This is a genomic window from Streptomyces sp. NPDC092370 (assembly GCF_044755265.1).
Taxonomy (GTDB): domain Bacteria; phylum Actinomycetota; class Actinomycetes; order Streptomycetales; family Streptomycetaceae; genus Streptomyces.
This window is the reverse complement of the sequence record NZ_JBIVQO010000018.1, coordinates 77,661-95,159: the sequence shown is the minus strand read 5'-3', so window position 1 is coordinate 95,159 and position 17,499 is coordinate 77,661. Positions and strand designations below refer to the sequence as shown.

Sequence of the window (17,499 nt, the reverse complement as noted above, 5' to 3'; positions counted from 1 at the left end):
TAGTACGAAGCTAGTTTTGGGCGCTTGGCCACGCCACCCGGATCGGCCTTCCGAGGGTGGGGCGGGCCCGGCAAGACCACTCTGACCTGGAGATCCTCGAACGAACGAGACTTCGCCCACACCGATGTCAGGGCACGCCGCACCGGTCAGGGGAGAACCGGTCCAGCCCCGCCAGGACCCGGGCCACGCCGTGCTTCTCGGCCGGCCAGCGGGCCGACTCCCGTGCACGGCTGCGAAGGTGGGGGGTCGTCCGTGACGCGGAGCAGGGCGGGGCGAGGGTGTCCGCGGTGAGGTGCCGCAGGAGGACGGCGTCCGGAGCCGTCCCCCGGGGGGCCCAGGCGCGCCACCCAGGGGAAGCCGTCGAACGGCACCGGCACCTCGGTCGTGGATCAACCGGCGGACGGCGAGGGCTTCGTGCCCGGATCAGGGGCCGTCGCGGTGCGGGGCCGGGTGTCACTCGCATGCCGGGCCGGGGACGCCTGCCGGTGGAATTCCATGGTCATGCGGTCCGGCTTGACCGTCACCACGGCCTGGGGCCGCGGCGCACGGGACGTGAGCCGGAAGGACGGCCAGGTCCGCAGGATGGTCGCCAGGATGATCTGGAGTTCGGCCCAGGCGAAGTTCTCGCCGATGCACTTGCGGCGACCGTCGCCGAAGGCGAGGAACGAACCTCGGGTGGCCGACACGTTCTCGGGTGTCCAGCGGTCCGGGTCGAAGGCGTCGGGGTCGGCGAACACGTCGGGGTCGTGCTGGTGCAGGTAGGGGCTCCAGACCACGTCGGCACCCTCGGGAACGTGATGCCCGCCGAGGTCGAGGTCGCGGGTGGCGGTCCGGGTCACCAGCCAGGCCGGGCCGTACTTGCGGATGGCCTCCCGCAACACCCGGCGTGCGTACGGGAGACGATCGAGGTCGCCGTAGGTCAAGGGCCGGTCCGCGCACACCGTGGCGAGTTCCTCGCGCAGCCGCTGCTCGACCCGCGGGTGCCGGGTGATCTCGTAGAGGGTCCAGGCCAGGGTGGTGCCGGTGGTCTCGATGGCTCCGGTCAGCAGGGTGATGGCCTCGTCCTGGAGCTGCCGGCGGGACAGCGATTCCTCGGCGGTCAGCAGCGTGTCGAAGAGGCCGGTCCGCTGCTCCCGGGCGGCCGCCGCGTGCGGGCATCCCGTTTCGGCCGCCGCGGCTCCGGCGTCGGCGGGAGGCCCGGCCGGCCGGCTCACACGGTGGTCGATGGCCTGGTCGACGAGGGCACGCAGGCGGGCGACGCGCTGCGCGTGCGCCCGGTTGACGGGAAGCGGCAGCCGGGTCGCCCAGGGCGGGAGGATCGTCTGCCGAATCGTTCCTTTCATGATCTCCGGCATCAACGCGGTGAACTCACCCGCCAGGTGCTCGGGCAGGTCCGCGCCGAACAGGGCGACGAGGAAGGCCGCGAGGGTGACCTCGTTCATGTCGTCGTACACCGCGCGCGGCTGTCCTTCGGGCCACGCGCCGACCGTCGCGGCGACCTGTTCGATCATGGCGTCACCCCGGTCGGCGATGTGCGCCTTGTTGAACATGGGCTGCATCAGGCGTCGGTTGCGCAGGTGGGCGTCGCCGTCGGCGATGGTGGCCAGGCCGTCTCCGAAGAACACACGCAGGGCGTCGATGATCCTGCCGCCCTTGGCGTAGTGCGCGGCGTCGGTCACGAGGACCTTGCGGGTCAGGGCGGGGTCGGTGACGACGTAGGCGGGCGTGGGGCCGATGTGTATGCGCACGACGGGGCCGTGGTCGCGCAGGGAGCTGATGAAAGGCAAGGGATCGCGGGCGAGCCGGAGGCCGTGGCCGATCAGGGGGAGCCCTCCGGGGGCGGTGCGGGTGGGCGACGTCGCGGGAGCGCGCATGGCCGGTTTCACTCCTTGTGGGGGCGTCGGCAAACGATCGATGCATGCCCAACGCGTCCCCGCGCAATTCCGGCCGTCCGTGCTCTCTGTGTCACACCCGACCGGCGCCGGCCTGCCGTCGAGGGGCCGGGGAAGTGGTCGCGCCGACGCCGGGAAGCCGGGTCCTTCGCCCTGGTTCGGCGCAGGACCCGGCTTCCGGTCGGGGTCGGATCAGGACGACTGGGCGCTCTGGTAGAGGTTCTGGGCGTCCGCGCCGAAGTACGGGCCGTACATGGCGTTCGGCAAGAAGTTGTACTTGAAGCTGTTCACCGAGGACTGCAGGCCGGTTCCGGTGGCTTCGTTGAACTGGGTGAACCACGGTCCGCCGCTGGAGCCGCCCGTCATGTTGCAGGTCAGGCCGTGGTCCTTGGACAGCAGGAAGTCCCGGGTGGTGGTGCCGCTGCAGTAGATGAACTTCTCGCCGTCGTACGGCGCGGCGGCCGGGTAGCCGAAGGAGTACATGGCCTTGTTGTAGCCGGTGTTGAAGGCCAGGCCCTGACCGCCGACGACATCGGTCAGCTTCTTCCCGTCCAGCGGGGCGACCACGGCCGCGCCGATGTCGTAGTTGATGTCCTCACTGGCCGTCCACTGCGGTGTGGACAGGGTCTTGGACGCGGTCCAGGTGCCGTACGGGCGCTGCCCGTCGTGGTAGCCGGGTACGAACACCCAGTTGGTGTGCCAGGCTCCCTGCAGCTTCACGCAGTGGCCCGCGGTCAGCACGGTGCTCTTGTTGGCGCTGGTGACCGCGTTGCCGGAGCAGGACGCGGTGCGGCCCTGGTGGGTGAAGAACACCCGTCCGGCCGTCTTGGTCACCGCTCCCCCGCCGGACCAGGGGCCGCCCCCGTGCGGGAAGGCCAGCGGGCCCACGGCGGAGGCGGGAGCACTGGGGGCCACGACGGTGGCCTTGCCCTTGCGGAGTGCCGGTGATCGCACGTCGGAGCGGTCGACGGTCAGGACGTCGAGCGGGGTGGCCTCGCGCATCCGCTGCGGGGTCCAGAAGGCCAGGGCGCGTTCCTGTGCCGAGGGGGTCATCAGGCCGGGGTCCGGTGCGGCGCTCGCCGGTGCGGCGGTGACGCCGGTGGCGAGGAGCGCGGCGACGCCGGCGAGCGTGCCGAGGACGCAGCGGCGGGCGCGGGTGGTGCCGCCGGTGGAGGGACGTCTGCGGGGTTCGCCCATCACGCGGTCTCCTTCTGCTGTGGGGGCCGGACGACGGAGAGCCCGTCACCCGGTCAGGCAGGGGGTGTCACTGCGGACAGTCAGGAGGCAGCGTGCCACTCGGAGACCGATATGGACAGGTGCATGACATGGCGATGGCCAAAACTTCACATCCTCCCCGCGCGGAACGGGACATGCGGGCACAGAAGAACCCGGCCTCGCGTGGAGGCCGGGTTCGGGGAGCGCGCGGCTGGTGTCAGAGAATGGGGCCGGAGCCGCTGGGGCCGCCCGGCTGGACGCGGCCGCGCCAGGCGCCGGATTCGACTCCGCGCTCCTCGATGTACTGCTTGAAGCGCTTCATGTCGCCCTTGATCCGGCGGTCGATCGTGCCCATCATGTCCGCGGCCTTCTCCACGGCTCCGCTGGGCTCGACATCCATCACGAGCTCCACCCTGGTGTGGGTGTCGTCGAGGCGCTCGAAGCGGACCGAGCCCCTCTGGTGCGTGTCTCCGCTGGTCGTGCGCCACGTGACCCGTTCGTCGGCCAGTTGGTCGACGATCTCGGTGTCGAACTCGCGCCGCACCCCGCCGATCTTGGTGATCCAGTGGTTGTGGCGGTCGTCCAGTTGCCTGACCTCTTCGACGCCCTCCATGAAGTTCGGGAATTCCTCGAACTGCGTCCACTGGTTGTAGGCGGTATGGACGGGGACGTCGACTTCGACGGTTTCCTTGATGGTGCTCATCCGTATGCCTCCGTATTCACTGATCGACTGCAGGAGGCCCATCGGCCCACACGGGTCCGGGCCCGCGAAGGCCGAGTACCCGGGATGCCGCGGTTGCCACATCGGATGCGATCAGCGCATCAGGCGCGGGGGTGATGGTCCTCGGCGTCCGCGAGCGGAGGCCGTTGGCCGGGCTCGCCGGCTCGGAGGTCCTGACAGAAGGTGTTGATCAGTGACCGTCGGCCGTTCTGCTCGTGGTGAAGTCGTGGGATAGCGTCAGTCGCGGCCGTGGATCGTGCCGGATGAACTGTGGTCGCTGGCCGAGCCGTTGCTGCCCGAGCCGGGGCCGAGGCCGGCGGCGTCCGGCCGCGTGAGGACGACCGGGCCGTGCCCGAGCAGAAGGCCGACGGCACATGGATCCGCGCTCGGGCAGCGTGAGGGCGGAGTCGTCAGCGACGAGCAGCGTCCGTGGCCGACCGTGACAGAGGTGGGGACGGAGTTGCTGTGATCTGATACACGCCCGTGATCCGAGGCACGCACCGGCGACCGGTGTACGGACGCTCACCGCAGCGGCCCGGCCCCGTATCAGAACCGGTCGTGCTGCTGCGGCTGCCCGTACGCCTGGCCGCTCGGGCCGTTCGCGCTCTGGGTCTGCAGTTGCTCCGCCTGTTCCTTGGTCACCTTCTGTTCCGCGCCGCAGAAGGTGCACTGCGTCAGGTACTTCGTGGAGACAGGGAACAGCGGGACGAAGAACAGGGTGAACTTCGTGACGCGCTTGCGAAGCGTGTGGGCGGCGGGATTTCCGCATTGGCCGCACACCAGCGTCAGTATCGCCAGCTGGTACAGGTATCCCTTGGTGCCGAAGATGATCACGTGTCGGTCCTTCCCGGGTCGGATCTTCACCCAGTGTCCTGTATCGCGGGCACACCGGCGGCGTGAGCCCCTCGTTCGTGCGGAGAGCCGGGCCGGCGCCGGTCCACTCGGGTGACGGCGGACCGGGTGTCTCCCGGGGCGCCCATACGGTTCCGCGGTAACCACGATCTCACCCGCAACGCAGTCCGCGCCCGCCGACGCCCTGGGATCCCTCGTCGTCCAGTCCTGACGGGGCACGACCCCGACGGGGACGTCCCTGGCTCCTGGCCGGTTCCCTCGGAGACGGTGCGAACGGTCCGCAGGGCACCTCGAAGGCCATCGAGCAGCTGTTGCTGAGCGCCGGGCTCCCTCCGGGCGAGGGACTCGTCCACCCGGTCCGGCTGCCCGGCCTGCCCATGAGTCCGCTCGTCGTGCCCGGGTCGGCCCTCCTCACCGTGCGGCACCTCCGGTCCCAGTCCGGCCCGCCGGAGACCTGGCTGGAGGCGGTGGGCGAACTCGGCTTCGCCGACCACGTCTTCATCACCCGGCCCCGGCCGCAGGGCGGCGAGCCCGGTGCCGTCGAGACGCTCGCCGCCTTCACCTCCGACGAGGACGCGACGGCCTCGGGGACGCATGCCGTCCTGCCCGCGCGCAGGCTGCGCGGCTGACCGGCGGCGGGGTCCGGGCCACGTGCGGCGGCCCGGGCCGTGCCGTGCTCGTGGTCAGGCGGCCAGGGCCGACAGCACCACTGACTTGGCCTCCTCCTGGACCCGGCCGAGGTGGTCGGGGCCGAGGAACGACTCGGCATAGATCTTGTAGACGTCCTCGGTGCCCGAGGGGCGGGCCGCGAACCAGGCGTTGTCGGTGGTCACCTTGATGCCGCCGATGGCAGCCCCGTTCCCGGGGGCCTCGGTGAGCACCGCGGTGACCGCGTCCCCGGCCAGCGTGTCCGCGCTGACCTGGGCCGGAGAGAGCTTGGCGAGCAGGGCCTTCTCCTCGCGGGTCGCGGGAGCGTCGATGCGCGCGTAGGCCGGTTCGCCGAAGCGGGCGGTCAGCCCCGCGTAGTGCTCGGAGGGGGTCTTGCCGGTCACCGCCGTGATCTCGGAGGCGAGCAACGCGAGGAGGATGCCGTCCTTGTCGGTGGTCCACACGGAGCCGTCCCGGCGCAGGAAGGACGCCCCGGCGGACTCCTCCCCGCCGAATCCGATGGTGCCGCCCGCCAGTCCGTCCACGAACCACTTGAAGCCGACGGGCACCTCGACCAGCTCGCGGCCCAGGTCGGCGGCGACCCGGTCGATCATGGCGGAGGAGACCAGGGTCTTGCCGATGCCGGTGGTGGCCGGCCAGCGATCGCGGTGGGCGTAGAGGTAGGAGATGGCGACGGCCAGGTAGTGGTTGGGGTTCATCAGGCCCGCGTCCGGGGTGACGATGCCGTGCCGGTCGGCGTCGGCGTCGTTGCCGGTGGAGATCTGGAAGCGGTCGCGCTGCTCGATGAGCGAGGCCATCGCGTACGGCGACGAGCAGTCCATGCGGATCTTGCCGTCCCAGTCCAGCGTCATGAACCGCCAGGTGGGGTCGGTGTGCGGGTTGACGACGGTCAGGTCCAGACCGTGCTGTTCGGCGATGCGGCCCCAGTAGGCGACCGACGCCCCGCCGAGCGGGTCGGCTCCGATACGGACGCCGGCCGAGCGGATCGCGTCCAGATCGAGCACGCCGGGCAGGTCGGCGACGTAGGTGCCGAGGAAGTCGTACCGGCCGGTGGTGGGGGCGGCGAGGGCGCGGGCGCAGGAGACGCGCCGTACGTCCTTCAGGCCGCTCCGGATGATCTCGTTCGCCCGGTCCTGGATCCAGGAGGTCGCGTCGGAGGCGGCGGGGCCCCCGCTGGGCGGGTTGTACTTGAACCCGCCGTCGGCGGGCGGGTTGTGGGAGGGCGTGACGACGACGCCGTCCGCGAGGCCGGTGGTGCGTCCCCGGTTGTGGGTGAGGATGGCGTGCGAGACGGCCGGGGTCGGCGTGTAGCCGTCCGCCGCGTCGATCAGCACGGTCACCTCGTTGGCGGCGAACACCTCCAGGGCGGTCACGCGCGCGGGCTCCGACAGGGCATGCGTGTCGGCGCCCAGGAAGAGGGGGCCGTCGATGCCCTGACCGGCGCGGTACTCGCAGATGGCCTGGCTGGTCGCCGCGATGTGGTCGTCGTTGAACGCGCTCGCCAGTGACGATCCGCGGTGTCCGGAGGTCCCGAACGTGACGCGCTGCCCCGGGTCGTCCAGGTCGGGGTGAAGCGCGTAGTACGCGGTGACCAGCCGAGCGACATCGACGAGATCTTCGGGTCCGGCCGGACTTCCCGCTCGCTCGTGCTGCATGGGCCCGCTCCTCCGCATGGGTTGATCCTTCGCTTGCGCTCTCATCCTTCCTCTTCACAGCGGTGCCGCGCGAGGGGGGCGCCCCGGTGAGGGCCGGATGTGCGCCACACCACGCGGGGGACGGCACGCGCACGGGGAGGCGGCGCTACGGACCACCGGAAGAGCCGGTGGTCCGTCGCGCCGCCTGCTTCCCTCGTGCCGGCGCATCCATCGCGCCGTCCGTCCTCAGATGCGTCCGCCGGTGAGCCGGGTGAGGGGGCCGTGCGCGCCGCGTTCGGCGCGGCGTCCGACGGCGTAGGACGCCGCGCTCAGCGCGGTCAGCCCCGCTCCGACGCCCGCCGCCACGACCTTGCGATGGGCGATGACCGTCCAGGCCGTCTTCGCCGTGGAGGCGACATGGCCCGAGGCCGTGACGACCGCCTGGCGGCCCGCCTCGACGCCCTTGGCCGCGGTCTGTGCGGCCGACTTCGCCGTCTCGGCGGAGCGCTCCGCGCCGGACTTGCCCGCTGACGCCGCCTCACCGGCCTTGTCCGCCGCGCCCTTCGCCGCCTGGGAGGCCGACGCGGTGGTCTTTTCCGCCGTGCGGCGGGTCTTGGACTCGGCGGTCCGTACGGTGGCCGGCTTCTGATTCGTGCGCTTGTTCTCTTCAGTCATGGACACCGACTTGCCTCTGACTCCGGCGGCAAACACGTTCGGTCGCGGACCGTCCGGGCAGGAGGGTGCCTGTACCCCTCACCCGAGGGGTAGACGAGTGACAGGCAACCGACGTCGGATCAGGAAGGAAGGTGTGTCATGGCCGGAATGCTGAATCGCATCAAGGAGTTCGCCAAGAGCCCCCAGGGACGGCGGGCAGCGGAGCAGGCACGGCGGGCAGCGGCCGACCCCCGCAAGCGGGCCCAGGCCCAGCGTCTGCTCGGCAAACTCAGGGGCCGCGGACACTGACCGGACCGCCGGTTCCTCCCGGTATCCAACTCCTTGGGCGCACAGGTGTGTTCATGTCCGGCTGGGGCACTTGCGTCGCAGCACACACCTGAGAGGGGATGGTCCGATGGGCAGGGCAGGTAACGGCACGCGGGTCTGTGCCTTAGGTGTCGCCGGAGTCCTGGCGGGGACGGTGCTGGTCGGCTGCGGCGACTCCGGCGGCGACGCGCGGGGATCGTCGGCGAAGACCAGCGCCGGCGCCCGGGAGCAGGGCACACAGGCGGTGCGGTCGGCCTACGACAGGACGGCCGAGGAGGACACCGCCAAGGTGAAGCTGAAGGTGCGGACCTCCGCGCAGGGCACCTCGCAGACCGCGAACGGGCAGGGCGCGGTCGACCTGGACGACGGCGACAGCGTCATGACGCTCACGGTGCAGGGGCAGCAGATCGAGCAACGGGTGATCGACCAGGTCCTCTACCAGAGGATGCCCAAGGGGCGGGCTCCCGGCGGCAAGCCCTGGATCAAGATCGACCTCGGGAAGGTCGCCGCCCGGCAGGGCGCGGGCGACCAGTCCATGAGTGACCCGGCGCAGTCCGCCGCGTACGCCAAGGCGATCACCGACAAGGACGTGACCGCGAAGGGCACGGCCACGATCGACGGCGTGAAGACCACGCACTACCGCGTCTTGGTCGACGTCGCCGAACTGCCCAACGGCGACACCCTGCGCAAGCAGGTCGGTCCGACCCTGCCGATGGACGTCTGGCTGGACGACGAGGGCCGGATGCGCCGCCAGCAGATCGACATGACCGTCAAGGCTCCGGCGGGGACGCAGCGGTCCTCCACCGACACCTCGCCCGCGCCCGAGAAGATCACGGTGCGCACGGTCATGGACTTCACCGACTTCGGCACCGAGGTGGAGGCGGACGCGCCCCCGGCCGGGCAGGTCACCGACATGACCGGCAAGGCCTTGGAGCAGGGCGAGCGGCAGAGCTGACCCGGGGTCACCCCGCCGTCCGGCCGCGGAGGCGTCCCACGAGGTCCTCCGCGGCCGTCGGCCATGCCGGATGGTCGAAGGCGAAGCCCGCTTCGAGCAGGCGGCCGGGGACGACGCGGCGGCTCTTCAGCAGCAGTTCGGTGTCCGAACGCAGGACGAAGGCGCCGATCTCCGCCATCCAGCGCGTCGCGGGCAGGCCCACCGGGACGCCCCACGCGGTACGCAGAGCACGCATGAAGGCGCGTTGCGGCAGGGGCCCGGGAGCAGCGAGGTTGACCGGGCCCTCGATGTCGTCCCGGGCCACGAGGAACTCGATCGCCCGGGCGAAGTCCCGGTCGTGGATCCAGGACACGTACTGGCCGCCACCGGCGACGGGGCCGCCGAGCCCGAACCGGGCCAGCCTCGACAGGACGTCGAAGACGCCGCCTCGATCCGGGCTCATCACCATGGCGGCGCGCAGGGCCACCTTGCGGGTGTGCGGGGTGTCGGCGCTCTGCTGCTCGCGCTCCCAGGCCTTGGCGATGTCGACGCTGTATCCCCAGTAGCTGGGCACGCCGGGTTCGGCGCCGCCGATCACGCCGCCGGTCTCGTCGTGGGGTGCGTCGAAACGGTGGGCGTAGACGGTCGCGGTACTCATCTGCAGCCAGACCGCGGGCGGCCGGGCGGCCGCGGCGATGGCCTCGCCCACGACCCGGGCGGAGTGGACCCGTGAGTCCATCATCTCCCGCAGGTTGGCGGGCGTGTAGCGGCAGTTCACGCTCCGGCCGGCCAGGTTGACCACGACATCGCTGCCGTCGATCTCCGCCGCCCACGGCCCGAGGCTCGCGCCGTCCCAGTGGACTTCGTCCGGTCCGGCGGGGTGCCTGCTGAGCACCACGACGTCATGCCCCGCCGCGTCCAGGGCGCGCTTCAGGATCGCACCGACCTGTCCGGTCCCGCCGGGTATCACGAACTTCATGAAGGTCTCCCCCTCGACGTGTCGCAGCGACCCTAGCTCACATTTGAACGCGTTCAAAACTCCTGGGGGTGTAGGGCACGACCCTGCGCGGATGCGCCGTGGGGCAAGATGGGCCCATGAGCGTAGTCAAGATCAACGTGCTGACCGTGCCGGCCGAGCAGCGGGAGACGCTGGAGAAGCGCTTCGCCTCCCGGGCGCACGCCGTGGAGAACTCCGACGGATTCGAGTGGTTCGAGCTCCTGCGCCCGGTGGAGGGCACCGACACCTACCTCGTCTACACGCGGTGGCGCGACGAGGAGTCGTTCCAGGCCTGGATGGAGGGGCCGATGAAGACCGCGCACCAGGGCGGCGGCGAGGGCGGCGAGCGGCCGAAGCCCGCGGCGAGCGGCTCGACGCTGTGGTCCTTCGAGGTGGTGCAGCAGGCCGGACCCAAGGAGGCCTGACCGGCGGCGCACGCACGAGGTCCCCCATGCCGTGACGCATGGGGGACCTCGTGCGTGGTCTCGTGACCGGCGCTCAGATGCGGCGGGAGCGTGTGGGTGCGGCGGTGCGGCCGACCGCGGCGGCCAGCTTGCGCAACCGGCGCCAGTCGAGCCGCGGGGGCGCCTCGGGGACTCCCGGGCGGTTGCGGGGCACCCGGACGCGCAGGGCGCGGCGTGCGATGCGGCAGTGGACGGGGGCGGACATCGTGAGCGCCTCACCGTCGAGCCCGACCTCCAGTTGCGGTTCGTCGGCGTCGACGACGACGTGCTGCGCGGTGAGCACGGTGAGCCCTTCCGGGCGCGGCGACAGCAGGAGTTCGGCCGCTTCCACGGCGCTGTCCACGCGTACGGCCAGCACCCCCAGGCGCCCGGAGTTGAGCCGCTCACGCCGGCCGAAACCGAAGGGGTCGTCCATGCGGTACGCGTTGTTGCTCACCAGGATCGCCTGCGGGTCGGCGACGGTGGTGCCGTCGGCGGTGGCCGTCAGGCGCGGACCGCTCTGCCGGGTGAGCAGGTCGGGCAGACGCTCCAGAGCCGCGCCCACCTTGTCCTCCCGATAGCCGGGGCTCTGGACGACCGCCCCGTACACGCCGAACGACGCGTTGTTGACGAACGGATGGTGGTCGGCGAACCCGAGGTCGACCCGGAGTTCGACACCGTCGGTCAGGGCGTCGAGGCAGGTGGCGGGGTCGTCCCGGTCCAGGCCCAAGTCCATGGCGAAGTGGTTGCGGGTGCCGGCGGCGATGACGAGGAACGGCAGGCCGTGCTCCGCGGCGACGGCGGCCACCAGGGCCTGGGTGCCGTCGCCGCCCGCTACGCCCAGCAGGTCGGCTCCGTCGGCCACGGCGGCCTTGGCCAGGGCCGTGACGTCCTGGTGCTGGTCCGGGTCGAGCAGGACGACCTGGGCGCCCAGCGACTCGGCCTTCTCCCGCAGGTTGAACTTCTCCACCTTGCCGCCACCGGAACGCGGGTTGAGCAGCAGGAAGGGCCGCAGCGGCGGCGGTGTGCGGTACTCCTTGACCCGTACGGACCGCAGGCCCGTGCTGCGCAGGGCGTAGCGGCCGCTCCAGACCGCCCCGCACCACAGGAGCAGGGAGAGGAAGACCACCCACAGGAGATTGGCGGTGGCGAAGAGAGTGATGAGGCCGACGGGCGCGACGACGACCAGCGCGGCCGCGGCGACGCGGGCCGCTCCCCGCCGGGACAGGACCCACCACAGCGCGGCCGCGGTCAGGGCGAGGCCCGCGAGGGCCGTCACGAGCAGCAGCAGCCCTCGCAGACCACCGGAGACGAGGGGCAGCAGGGCCGCGAGAGCAGCCGCGGCCAGGGCACCCCTGGCGGCCCATCTCTGCCGGCGGTGAAACCGCTCGTTCATCGCCGATCCCATCTCGTCCCTCCACTCGAAGGCAGGCGCGGGCGGACTCTCGAGACCGCGCCGGCCGTGACCATGGTGCCTGCCGACGCCTCGGCTCTGCCACTGCCGTCCATGGATGGCTCCCCCTCCGCCGGGCACGTCAGCCGCGAAGATCCCTGGAGACGGAGCCATGGGTAGCGTACGCGGCTCTCCGGGCGCGGTTCCGCGCACCGGTGCATATCGGCACGCACACGCATTCCCCTTTCCGCTTCCCGCCCGTGACCTGGTGAGTCTTATGACGCAACTCTGCGGCCCGAGTCCCAGTCCGACGAGGAGGGCCGGTACACGATGCAGCGGACGGGTGCACGGTACGCGGATCAACCGACGGTCGAGGTGACGATGTCGGTCGCCGCCGCCGCCCCGAGAACGGCGGGGAGCACACCACGATGTCGTTCAGCGGCTTCGACGAACCGCTCGACGTGCGGTGCCCCAGGCCGGTGAGGTGGCTGAGCTTGGGCGGCGCGACCTGAACCGGTCAGGACGCCACCGCGAGCAGCTCGTTTTCCCGGTAGCGCTTTCCGTTGGCTTTCCGGTGGGAACCGGTCGAGTGGGGCGAATCAGCTCGCCGGGCTTGACGGGGCGGGACGGGGGTCGGCCTACTGGAAGGCGCAGTCGGCCGGGGCGGGGGCCCGGCCCGGTGCCGGCCCTGGGGCTCGATGCTTCCGTACTCCCCCGCCGAGGCGCAGGTCAGGGGTCTGATGGTGCGGCGACGATGGGCGGCGGCGGGTCTGGTGGCCTGCCTGTTGCTGCTGCATCTCGCTGTTTCGGGGCTCGCGGCCGAGGGGCGCGCAACCATCACGGTCGCCGCGGATGCGTGGGAGCCGGGCGCGATGGAGCCGGGCGCGGCTTCGCGTGGCGGAGCCGAGGAATTCAGAGCGGCCGAAGGACCCGGCGAGGCCGAAGAACCGTGTCCCCGTGAGGACGAACCGTCCGGGCGGCAGCTCGCGGCGCGGACACCGCGGGTCGCGGGAGCGGCCGGTGCGGGCCCGGTGGTGACCGGGGCGGCCGCGGTGGACCGGGGCGGTACGGACGTCCACGCGGCGCGAACGGGCTCGTGTACCGGAGCGGCCGGATCCGCCCCGAGCGCCGCCCGGTTGCAGACGTTTCGCTGCTGAGTGACGGCAGTACCGACCTGGGCCTGCGCCGTGCGGCCCGAGTACTGCCTGGTGCCGGTACGCGGTGATGCGCAGGTCTTCGTGTGTCCCACGCCCATGACACAGGAGGCGGAGTTGCCTGGTAAGCGCGTTCTCGTCCTGAGGCCGGACGAACTGAGTCCGAACGACCAGAAGATGTGGCGCGAGATCCGGACGGAGTCCGGCGCCCCGGCCAATCCCTTTCTCGACCCGGGGTTCACCGTGGCGGTGGGGCGGGTCAGGCCGGGCGCCAGGGTGGCGGTGTTGCAGGACAACGGTTCCCCGGTGGGGTTCTTCCCGTACGAGGCGGGGATGTTGGGGCGGGGCCGGGCCATCGGGCTGGGGGTGTCCGACAGCCAGGGGGCCGTGCTGCGTCCCGGGATCCGGCTGGACGCTCGCCGGTTGTTACGGGTCTGCGGGCTGTCGTCCTGGGAGTTCGACAATTTGGAGGCCGGTCAGGGGACGTTCGTGCCGCACGCGGCCGAGGAGCTTGCGTCACCGGTCGTCGACATCGGCAGGGGGTTCGAGGCGTACGCGGAGCGGCTACGGGCGAAGTCGCCGGGGTTCCTCAGACAGACGCTGGCGAAGGAGCGCAAGCTGGCGCGGCAGGTCGGGACGGTGCGGTTCGCGTACGACACCGCGGATCCCGGGGCGCTGCGGACGCTGATGCGGTGGAAGTCGGCGCAGTACCGGCGGACCGGCCGCAGGGACCGGTTCGCGCAGGAGTGGATCACCCGGCTGGTGGGACTGCTCGGGGCGAGCGAGGACGCTGAGTGCCGGGGGGTGCTGTCCGTGCTGTACGCCGGGGACCGGCCCGTGGCAGCGCACTTCGGGCTGCGCTCGCGCTCGGTGCTGTCCTGGTGGTTCCCGGCGTACGACCGCGCGTACGGCAAGTACTCGCCCGGCCTCGTGCTGCAGCTGAGGATGCTGGAGGCCGCGGCGGCCGACGGGGTCGAGACGGTGGACCTGGGGAGCGGTTCGGCCCGCTACAAAAATTCACTCAAGACCCGTGACCTGCGGGTGTACGAAGGGGCGGTGATACGGCCGGTGCCGGGCGGGGCCGCCCACTGGCTGGGCCGGGAGCCCGCACGGGCCGCCCGTCGCTTCGTCCGCGACCGGCCCCGCCTGGCCGGTGCGGCGGCACGGACCCTTGAGGAACTGAGCCGGTTGCGGGGCGGCTGAGGCCGGGCCGCCAGGCTCCGGGCCGGCTGATCGAGACCCGGGTGCCCGGCCCCTGGGGGCCGGGCACCGCGGGGTCATCCCGTGGCGGTCCAGCTGTGGGCGACGTCCACGATGACGCGGTCGTCCAGCTGCTGCACCCGGAAGGGCAGCCGGGCGCGGACGCCCAGGCCGATCTGGGTGTCCCCCTCGAAGCTGCCCGCGAACCGGGTGTCCCGGAAGGTGCGGTAGCCGGTGAGGTCGACGCCCGGCAACGGACGCGCCGGACGAGCGGGATACGTGGCCGCGCCGGTCTCCGGGTCGTACGCGGGAGCGGCCACACGCACCTCGAGGACGGCGCCGCCGGCCACCGGGATGTGCCGGCCCGAGCCGTCCTGATAGAGCCGGTCGACGTACTGGACGGTGTAGCCGACGCCGCTGCCGCCGCCGGGCACGTCGATGACCATCCGGTCGAAGCAGGTGTGGCGGCCGGTCCTGATGTTCGTCACCGATGCGAGCGTGGCGCCGGCGTCGGTCTTGGCGAGGCTTCCCCAGCCGGTCGGGCACGTGGCCTGTGCGGTGGACCGCTGGGCGGCGGCCGGTGCGGCGCCGGCCGGAACGGTCGCCACGGCCACCGTGGCGCCCACGAGTGCGAGAGTCGCGCATGCTGTTCTGATTCTTACCATTGCCGCCCCCAGGCTTGCATGTGGCTGATGCCGGGTGAGACGACCGGGCCGACCGAAAGGTTGCACTTACCGTGCCGGACCGCCGGTGATGGCACATCCTGGTGGGAAGCGATTGGTGTCCGGTGCGTCCGTACCGGGAGGACGCGACATGGATGAGGCAGCCGCCGTACCGGACAGGCCACGGCCGGCCGGTGGCCGGAGCCGGGACGGGGCTGGCGGCCGGGTCCCGAACGGGGACACGGGCCGGCTCGAGGATGCCCTGACGACCCCGCTGGTCGCGGCCGTGCGGGACCTCGACGGCTACGGCGGACTGGTCTACCTGCGCTCCCGCGACCGGCGCTCGCTGGTCCTCGCGATGGTCACCGGCGTGCCCCGGTCACTGCTCAGGAGCTGGTGGCGGGTGCCGGTGGGCGGTGCCCTGCCCATGGCGGAGGCCTACCGGCGCGACGAGACGCTGTGGCTGCCGGACGAGCGGGCCAGCATGGTGCGCTTCCCGCACTTCACCGCCGGGCTGCCCTACTCCTTCGGCTCCGCCTACCAGCCCGTGCGGGCCGGCGGCGAGACCGTGGGCGTCCTCGTCGTGCTGCGCTCTGCGGCCCGGACGCCGGTCGACGCGGAGGCGGTGGATCTCGCGCTGCGACCCGCCGAGCGGGCCATGGAGGAGCGCCTCGACCGTCTCGCCGCGAGGCGGTCCGGCTCGGGCTCGGCCGGGTACCGGGTCGAGTACGACGACGACCCGGTCAGCGTGCGGCTGCCCACCTCCGCCGCCCGTCCGGTCAGGGTCGGGCTCATCGACTGGGACCTGGACAGCGACCGGTGCACGGCGGACGACGAGGCCCTCGAACTGCTGGGCGTCGACCGGGTGGACTACGGCGGCACCATCGCGGACATCGAGGCCCGGGTCAGCCCCGACGACCTGCACGAACTGCGGGAGAGCCGGCACGACGCGCTGGCCGGCGGCCGGGTCAGGTCCCGGCACTTCCGGCTGCGGGACGAGTCCCGGGGCGAGGAGAAGATCAGCTACCGGCCGGTCGAGCTGTGGGGCCACCTCGTGCACGGCGGCGCCGGCTCCGGGCGGATCCTGGTGGGCGCCCTCGTCGACGCGGCCGGCGGCGTCACCGCGGCCGAGGCGGCCGAGCGGCTGCCCGACGGGCTGTTCTCCCTGGACCAGGACGGCCGCCTGACGTACGCCAACCGCCGCTGCGAGGAACTGCTGGGATCAGGCCGGGAAGAGCTCTTCGGGCGTTACCCGTGGGAGGTGGTCACCTGGCTCCGCGATCCCGCCTACGAGGACCGCTACCGGGCGGCGATGCTGTCGCAGGAGCAGGTGTCCTTCCTCGTGCGGCATCCCGAGGGGAACTGGCTGAGCTTCGTGCTGTATCCGGACGTGCACGGGCTGACCGGCCGGGTCTTTCCGACCGGACCGCCCACGGGGGCCGAAGCGGGAGCGGGAGCGGAAGCCGCTTCCGGCGCCGGCCCCGGCATCAGCGCCGTCGCCCCGCCGCCGGGGCCGGTCGCCGCCGCGCGTGCCGGGGCGCTGTACCACGTGGTGCAGATGGCGAGCGTGCTCACCGAGGCGGTCACCGTGCAGGACGTCTGCCGGGCGGTATCGGAGCAGCTGCTGCCCGCCTTCGGTGCCCGGGAGCTGGCCCTGTACACCGTCCGCGAGGGCCGGATGTACCTGCTGTGGGAGTCGGGTTACCCGGAGGGGTTCCTCACCCCGTTCGAAGGGGTCACCCTCGACACGCAACTGCCCGGCGTCCACGCGCTGACCACGCGGCTCCCCCTGTTCTTCGAGTCGCCCGAAGACCTCTCCCTCGCCTATCCGGGCATCGTCCTGGACCGGATGAACGCCTGGTCGTTCCTGCCGCTGATCGCCTCCGGGCATTCGGTCGGCTCGTGCATTCTCGGCTGGGACACCCCGCACCGGTTCACCCCCGACGAGCGATCGGCCCTCACCGCGCTCAGCGGCCTGGCCGCCCAGGCGATGGAGCGGGCGCGGCTCTACGACTCGGAGTCCGCCGTCGCCCGCGGCCTCCAGGAGGGGCTGCTGCCGCACCGGCTGCCCGCCGTCGAGGGACTGCGCACCACCGGCCGCTATCTGCCCGGCACGCAGGGCATGGCGATCGGCGGCGACTGGTACGACGTGATCACCACCGGGCGTGGAGTGGCGCTGGTCATCGGGGACGTCGAGGGCCACAGCGTGGGGGCCGCCGCGGTGATGGGACAGTTGCGCAGCGCCGTGCACGCCTTCGCCGCGAGCGAGCGCCCGCCGCAGGAGGTCATCACGCACACCAACCGGCTGCTGACCGAGCTGGAGTCGGACGTCTTCGCCACCTGCTGCTACATCGAACTCGACCCGGCCACCGGGCGCGCTCTCGCCGTGCGGGCCGGCCATCCCCCGCCGCTGCTGCGTCATCCCGACGGGCGGGCCGAGACGCTGGACCTCGTGGGCGGCGTCATGCTGGGCGTGCAGCCCGACTCGGTCTATCCCGTCACCGCGCTCACGCTCGCCCCCGGCAGCGTTCTCGCCCTGTACACCGACGGGCTGGTGGAGCGGCCCGGCAGCGACATCGAGACGGGCATCGACGCGGTCCGCCGGCGTCTGTCCGAGACCCCGGCGGACTCGGTGGAACATCTCGCCGACCGGCTGGTGGGGACCGCCCGGCAGGCCCGGGAGCGGCCGGACGACGTGGCGCTGCTGCTCACGGCGTACCGGTGATTGCGGCGCTCTGTGCCGGGCATGCTG

General features: G+C 72.1%; 14 protein-coding genes and 1 pseudogene. 6 read left to right on the top strand and 9 right to left on the bottom strand.

The features are described 5' to 3' along the window. Positions 1-389: 389 nt before the first annotated feature. The 4 genes from ACIQHQ_RS35495 to ACIQHQ_RS35480 all read right to left on the bottom strand — a co-directional run bounded on the left by ACIQHQ_RS35495 (position 390) and on the right by ACIQHQ_RS35480 (position 4,662). Positions 390-1,874: a cytochrome P450 gene (locus ACIQHQ_RS35495; protein WP_402620339.1), complete on the bottom strand. Its 1,485-nt coding sequence runs from the start codon at positions 1,872-1,874 to the stop codon at positions 390-392. Positions 1,875-2,084: 210 nt separating this feature from the next. After that, a complete protein-coding gene (locus tag ACIQHQ_RS35490) occupies positions 2,085-3,089 on the bottom strand; it encodes a trypsin-like serine peptidase (protein ID WP_402620336.1) in 1,005 nt (334 codons plus the stop codon). A 235-nt stretch (positions 3,090-3,324) separates the two neighbouring features. Next, entirely contained in the window at positions 3,325-3,810 is a 486-nt protein-coding gene (locus ACIQHQ_RS35485) for an SRPBCC family protein (RefSeq protein ID WP_402620334.1), read from the bottom strand. A gap of 564 nt (positions 3,811-4,374) precedes the next feature. Then, entirely contained in the window at positions 4,375-4,662 is a 288-nt protein-coding gene (locus ACIQHQ_RS35480) for a zinc-ribbon domain-containing protein (RefSeq protein ID WP_402620331.1), read from the bottom strand. Positions 4,663-4,916: 254 nt separating this feature from the next. On the opposite strand from ACIQHQ_RS35480, the pseudogene ACIQHQ_RS35475 reads away from it, so the two are divergent. After that, a pseudogene (locus tag ACIQHQ_RS35475) lies at positions 4,917-5,309 on the top strand (DUF5949 family protein); the annotation flags it as partial. 54 nt (positions 5,310-5,363) lie between these two features. Here the strand turns inward: ACIQHQ_RS35475 and pgm are convergent. Next, entirely contained in the window at positions 5,364-7,004 is a 1,641-nt protein-coding gene (gene pgm, locus ACIQHQ_RS35470; protein WP_402620329.1) for a phosphoglucomutase (alpha-D-glucose-1,6-bisphosphate-dependent), read from the bottom strand. A 225-nt stretch (positions 7,005-7,229) separates the two neighbouring features. After that, positions 7,230-7,658: a hypothetical protein gene (locus tag ACIQHQ_RS35465; RefSeq protein WP_402620326.1), complete on the bottom strand. Its 429-nt coding sequence runs from the start codon at positions 7,656-7,658 to the stop codon at positions 7,230-7,232. A gap of 138 nt (positions 7,659-7,796) precedes the next feature. On the opposite strand from ACIQHQ_RS35465, the gene ACIQHQ_RS35460 reads away from it, so the two are divergent. Then, positions 7,797-7,946 carry a hypothetical protein gene (locus ACIQHQ_RS35460; RefSeq protein WP_167345921.1) on the top strand — a complete coding sequence of 50 codons (150 nt, stop codon included), beginning with the start codon at positions 7,797-7,799 and terminating at the stop codon, positions 7,944-7,946. Between the two features lie 106 nt (positions 7,947-8,052). After that, positions 8,053-8,919 carry a hypothetical protein gene (locus ACIQHQ_RS35455; RefSeq protein ID WP_402620323.1) on the top strand — a complete coding sequence of 289 codons (867 nt, stop codon included), beginning with the start codon at positions 8,053-8,055 and terminating at the stop codon, positions 8,917-8,919. A gap of 7 nt (positions 8,920-8,926) precedes the next feature. Here ACIQHQ_RS35455 and ACIQHQ_RS35450 read toward each other — a convergent pair whose 3' ends face one another. Next, on the bottom strand, positions 8,927-9,877 hold the full coding sequence (locus ACIQHQ_RS35450) for a DUF1731 domain-containing protein (protein WP_402620320.1): 951 nt from the start codon (positions 9,875-9,877) through the stop codon (positions 8,927-8,929). A 116-nt stretch (positions 9,878-9,993) separates the two neighbouring features. Between ACIQHQ_RS35450 and ACIQHQ_RS35445 the strand changes: the two genes are divergently transcribed. Beyond that, complete coding sequence (locus tag ACIQHQ_RS35445) at positions 9,994-10,320, top strand: antibiotic biosynthesis monooxygenase (RefSeq protein WP_033311730.1); 327 nt, start codon at positions 9,994-9,996, stop codon at positions 10,318-10,320. Positions 10,321-10,393: 73 nt separating this feature from the next. On the opposite strand, the gene ACIQHQ_RS35440 is transcribed toward ACIQHQ_RS35445, so the two are convergent. Then, positions 10,394-11,746 (bottom strand): diacylglycerol/lipid kinase family protein, encoded by a 1,353-nt coding sequence (locus ACIQHQ_RS35440; RefSeq protein ID WP_402620316.1) that lies wholly within the window; start codon positions 11,744-11,746, stop codon positions 10,394-10,396. A gap of 1,238 nt (positions 11,747-12,984) precedes the next feature. Between ACIQHQ_RS35440 and ACIQHQ_RS35435 the strand changes: the two genes are divergently transcribed. Continuing rightward, complete coding sequence (locus ACIQHQ_RS35435; protein WP_402620393.1) at positions 12,985-14,088, top strand: GNAT family N-acetyltransferase; 1,104 nt, start codon at positions 12,985-12,987, stop codon at positions 14,086-14,088. A 74-nt stretch (positions 14,089-14,162) separates the two neighbouring features. Here ACIQHQ_RS35435 and ACIQHQ_RS35430 read toward each other — a convergent pair whose 3' ends face one another. Then, a complete protein-coding gene (locus tag ACIQHQ_RS35430) occupies positions 14,163-14,750 on the bottom strand; it encodes a hypothetical protein (RefSeq protein ID WP_402620313.1) in 588 nt (195 codons plus the stop codon). Positions 14,751-14,898: 148 nt separating this feature from the next. Between ACIQHQ_RS35430 and ACIQHQ_RS35425 the strand changes: the two genes are divergently transcribed. Beyond that, positions 14,899-17,472 (top strand): SpoIIE family protein phosphatase, encoded by a 2,574-nt coding sequence (locus ACIQHQ_RS35425; protein WP_402620310.1) that lies wholly within the window; start codon positions 14,899-14,901, stop codon positions 17,470-17,472. Positions 17,473-17,499: the final 27 nt, after the last annotated feature.

Coding starts and splice junctions, on each gene's coding strand:
- ACIQHQ_RS35495 (WP_402620339.1), bottom strand. CDS start 1,874: ATGCGCGCTCCCGCGACGTCGCCCACCCGCACCGCCCCCGGAGGGCTC.
- ACIQHQ_RS35425 (WP_402620310.1), top strand. CDS start 14,899: ATGGATGAGGCAGCCGCCGTACCGGACAGGCCACGGCCGGCCGGTGGC.
- ACIQHQ_RS35430 (WP_402620313.1), bottom strand. CDS start 14,750: ATGGTAAGAATCAGAACAGCATGCGCGACTCTCGCACTCGTGGGCGCC.
- ACIQHQ_RS35440 (WP_402620316.1), bottom strand. CDS start 11,746: ATGGGATCGGCGATGAACGAGCGGTTTCACCGCCGGCAGAGATGGGCC.
- pgm (WP_402620329.1), bottom strand. CDS start 7,004: ATGCAGCACGAGCGAGCGGGAAGTCCGGCCGGACCCGAAGATCTCGTC.
- ACIQHQ_RS35490 (WP_402620336.1), bottom strand. CDS start 3,089: ATGGGCGAACCCCGCAGACGTCCCTCCACCGGCGGCACCACCCGCGCC.
- ACIQHQ_RS35485 (WP_402620334.1), bottom strand. CDS start 3,810: ATGAGCACCATCAAGGAAACCGTCGAAGTCGACGTCCCCGTCCATACC.
- ACIQHQ_RS35445 (WP_033311730.1), top strand. CDS start 9,994: ATGAGCGTAGTCAAGATCAACGTGCTGACCGTGCCGGCCGAGCAGCGG.
- ACIQHQ_RS35435 (WP_402620393.1), top strand. CDS start 12,985: ATGACACAGGAGGCGGAGTTGCCTGGTAAGCGCGTTCTCGTCCTGAGG.
- ACIQHQ_RS35465 (WP_402620326.1), bottom strand. CDS start 7,658: ATGACTGAAGAGAACAAGCGCACGAATCAGAAGCCGGCCACCGTACGG.
- ACIQHQ_RS35450 (WP_402620320.1), bottom strand. CDS start 9,877: ATGAAGTTCGTGATACCCGGCGGGACCGGACAGGTCGGTGCGATCCTG.
- ACIQHQ_RS35455 (WP_402620323.1), top strand. CDS start 8,053: ATGGGCAGGGCAGGTAACGGCACGCGGGTCTGTGCCTTAGGTGTCGCC.
- ACIQHQ_RS35460 (WP_167345921.1), top strand. CDS start 7,797: ATGGCCGGAATGCTGAATCGCATCAAGGAGTTCGCCAAGAGCCCCCAG.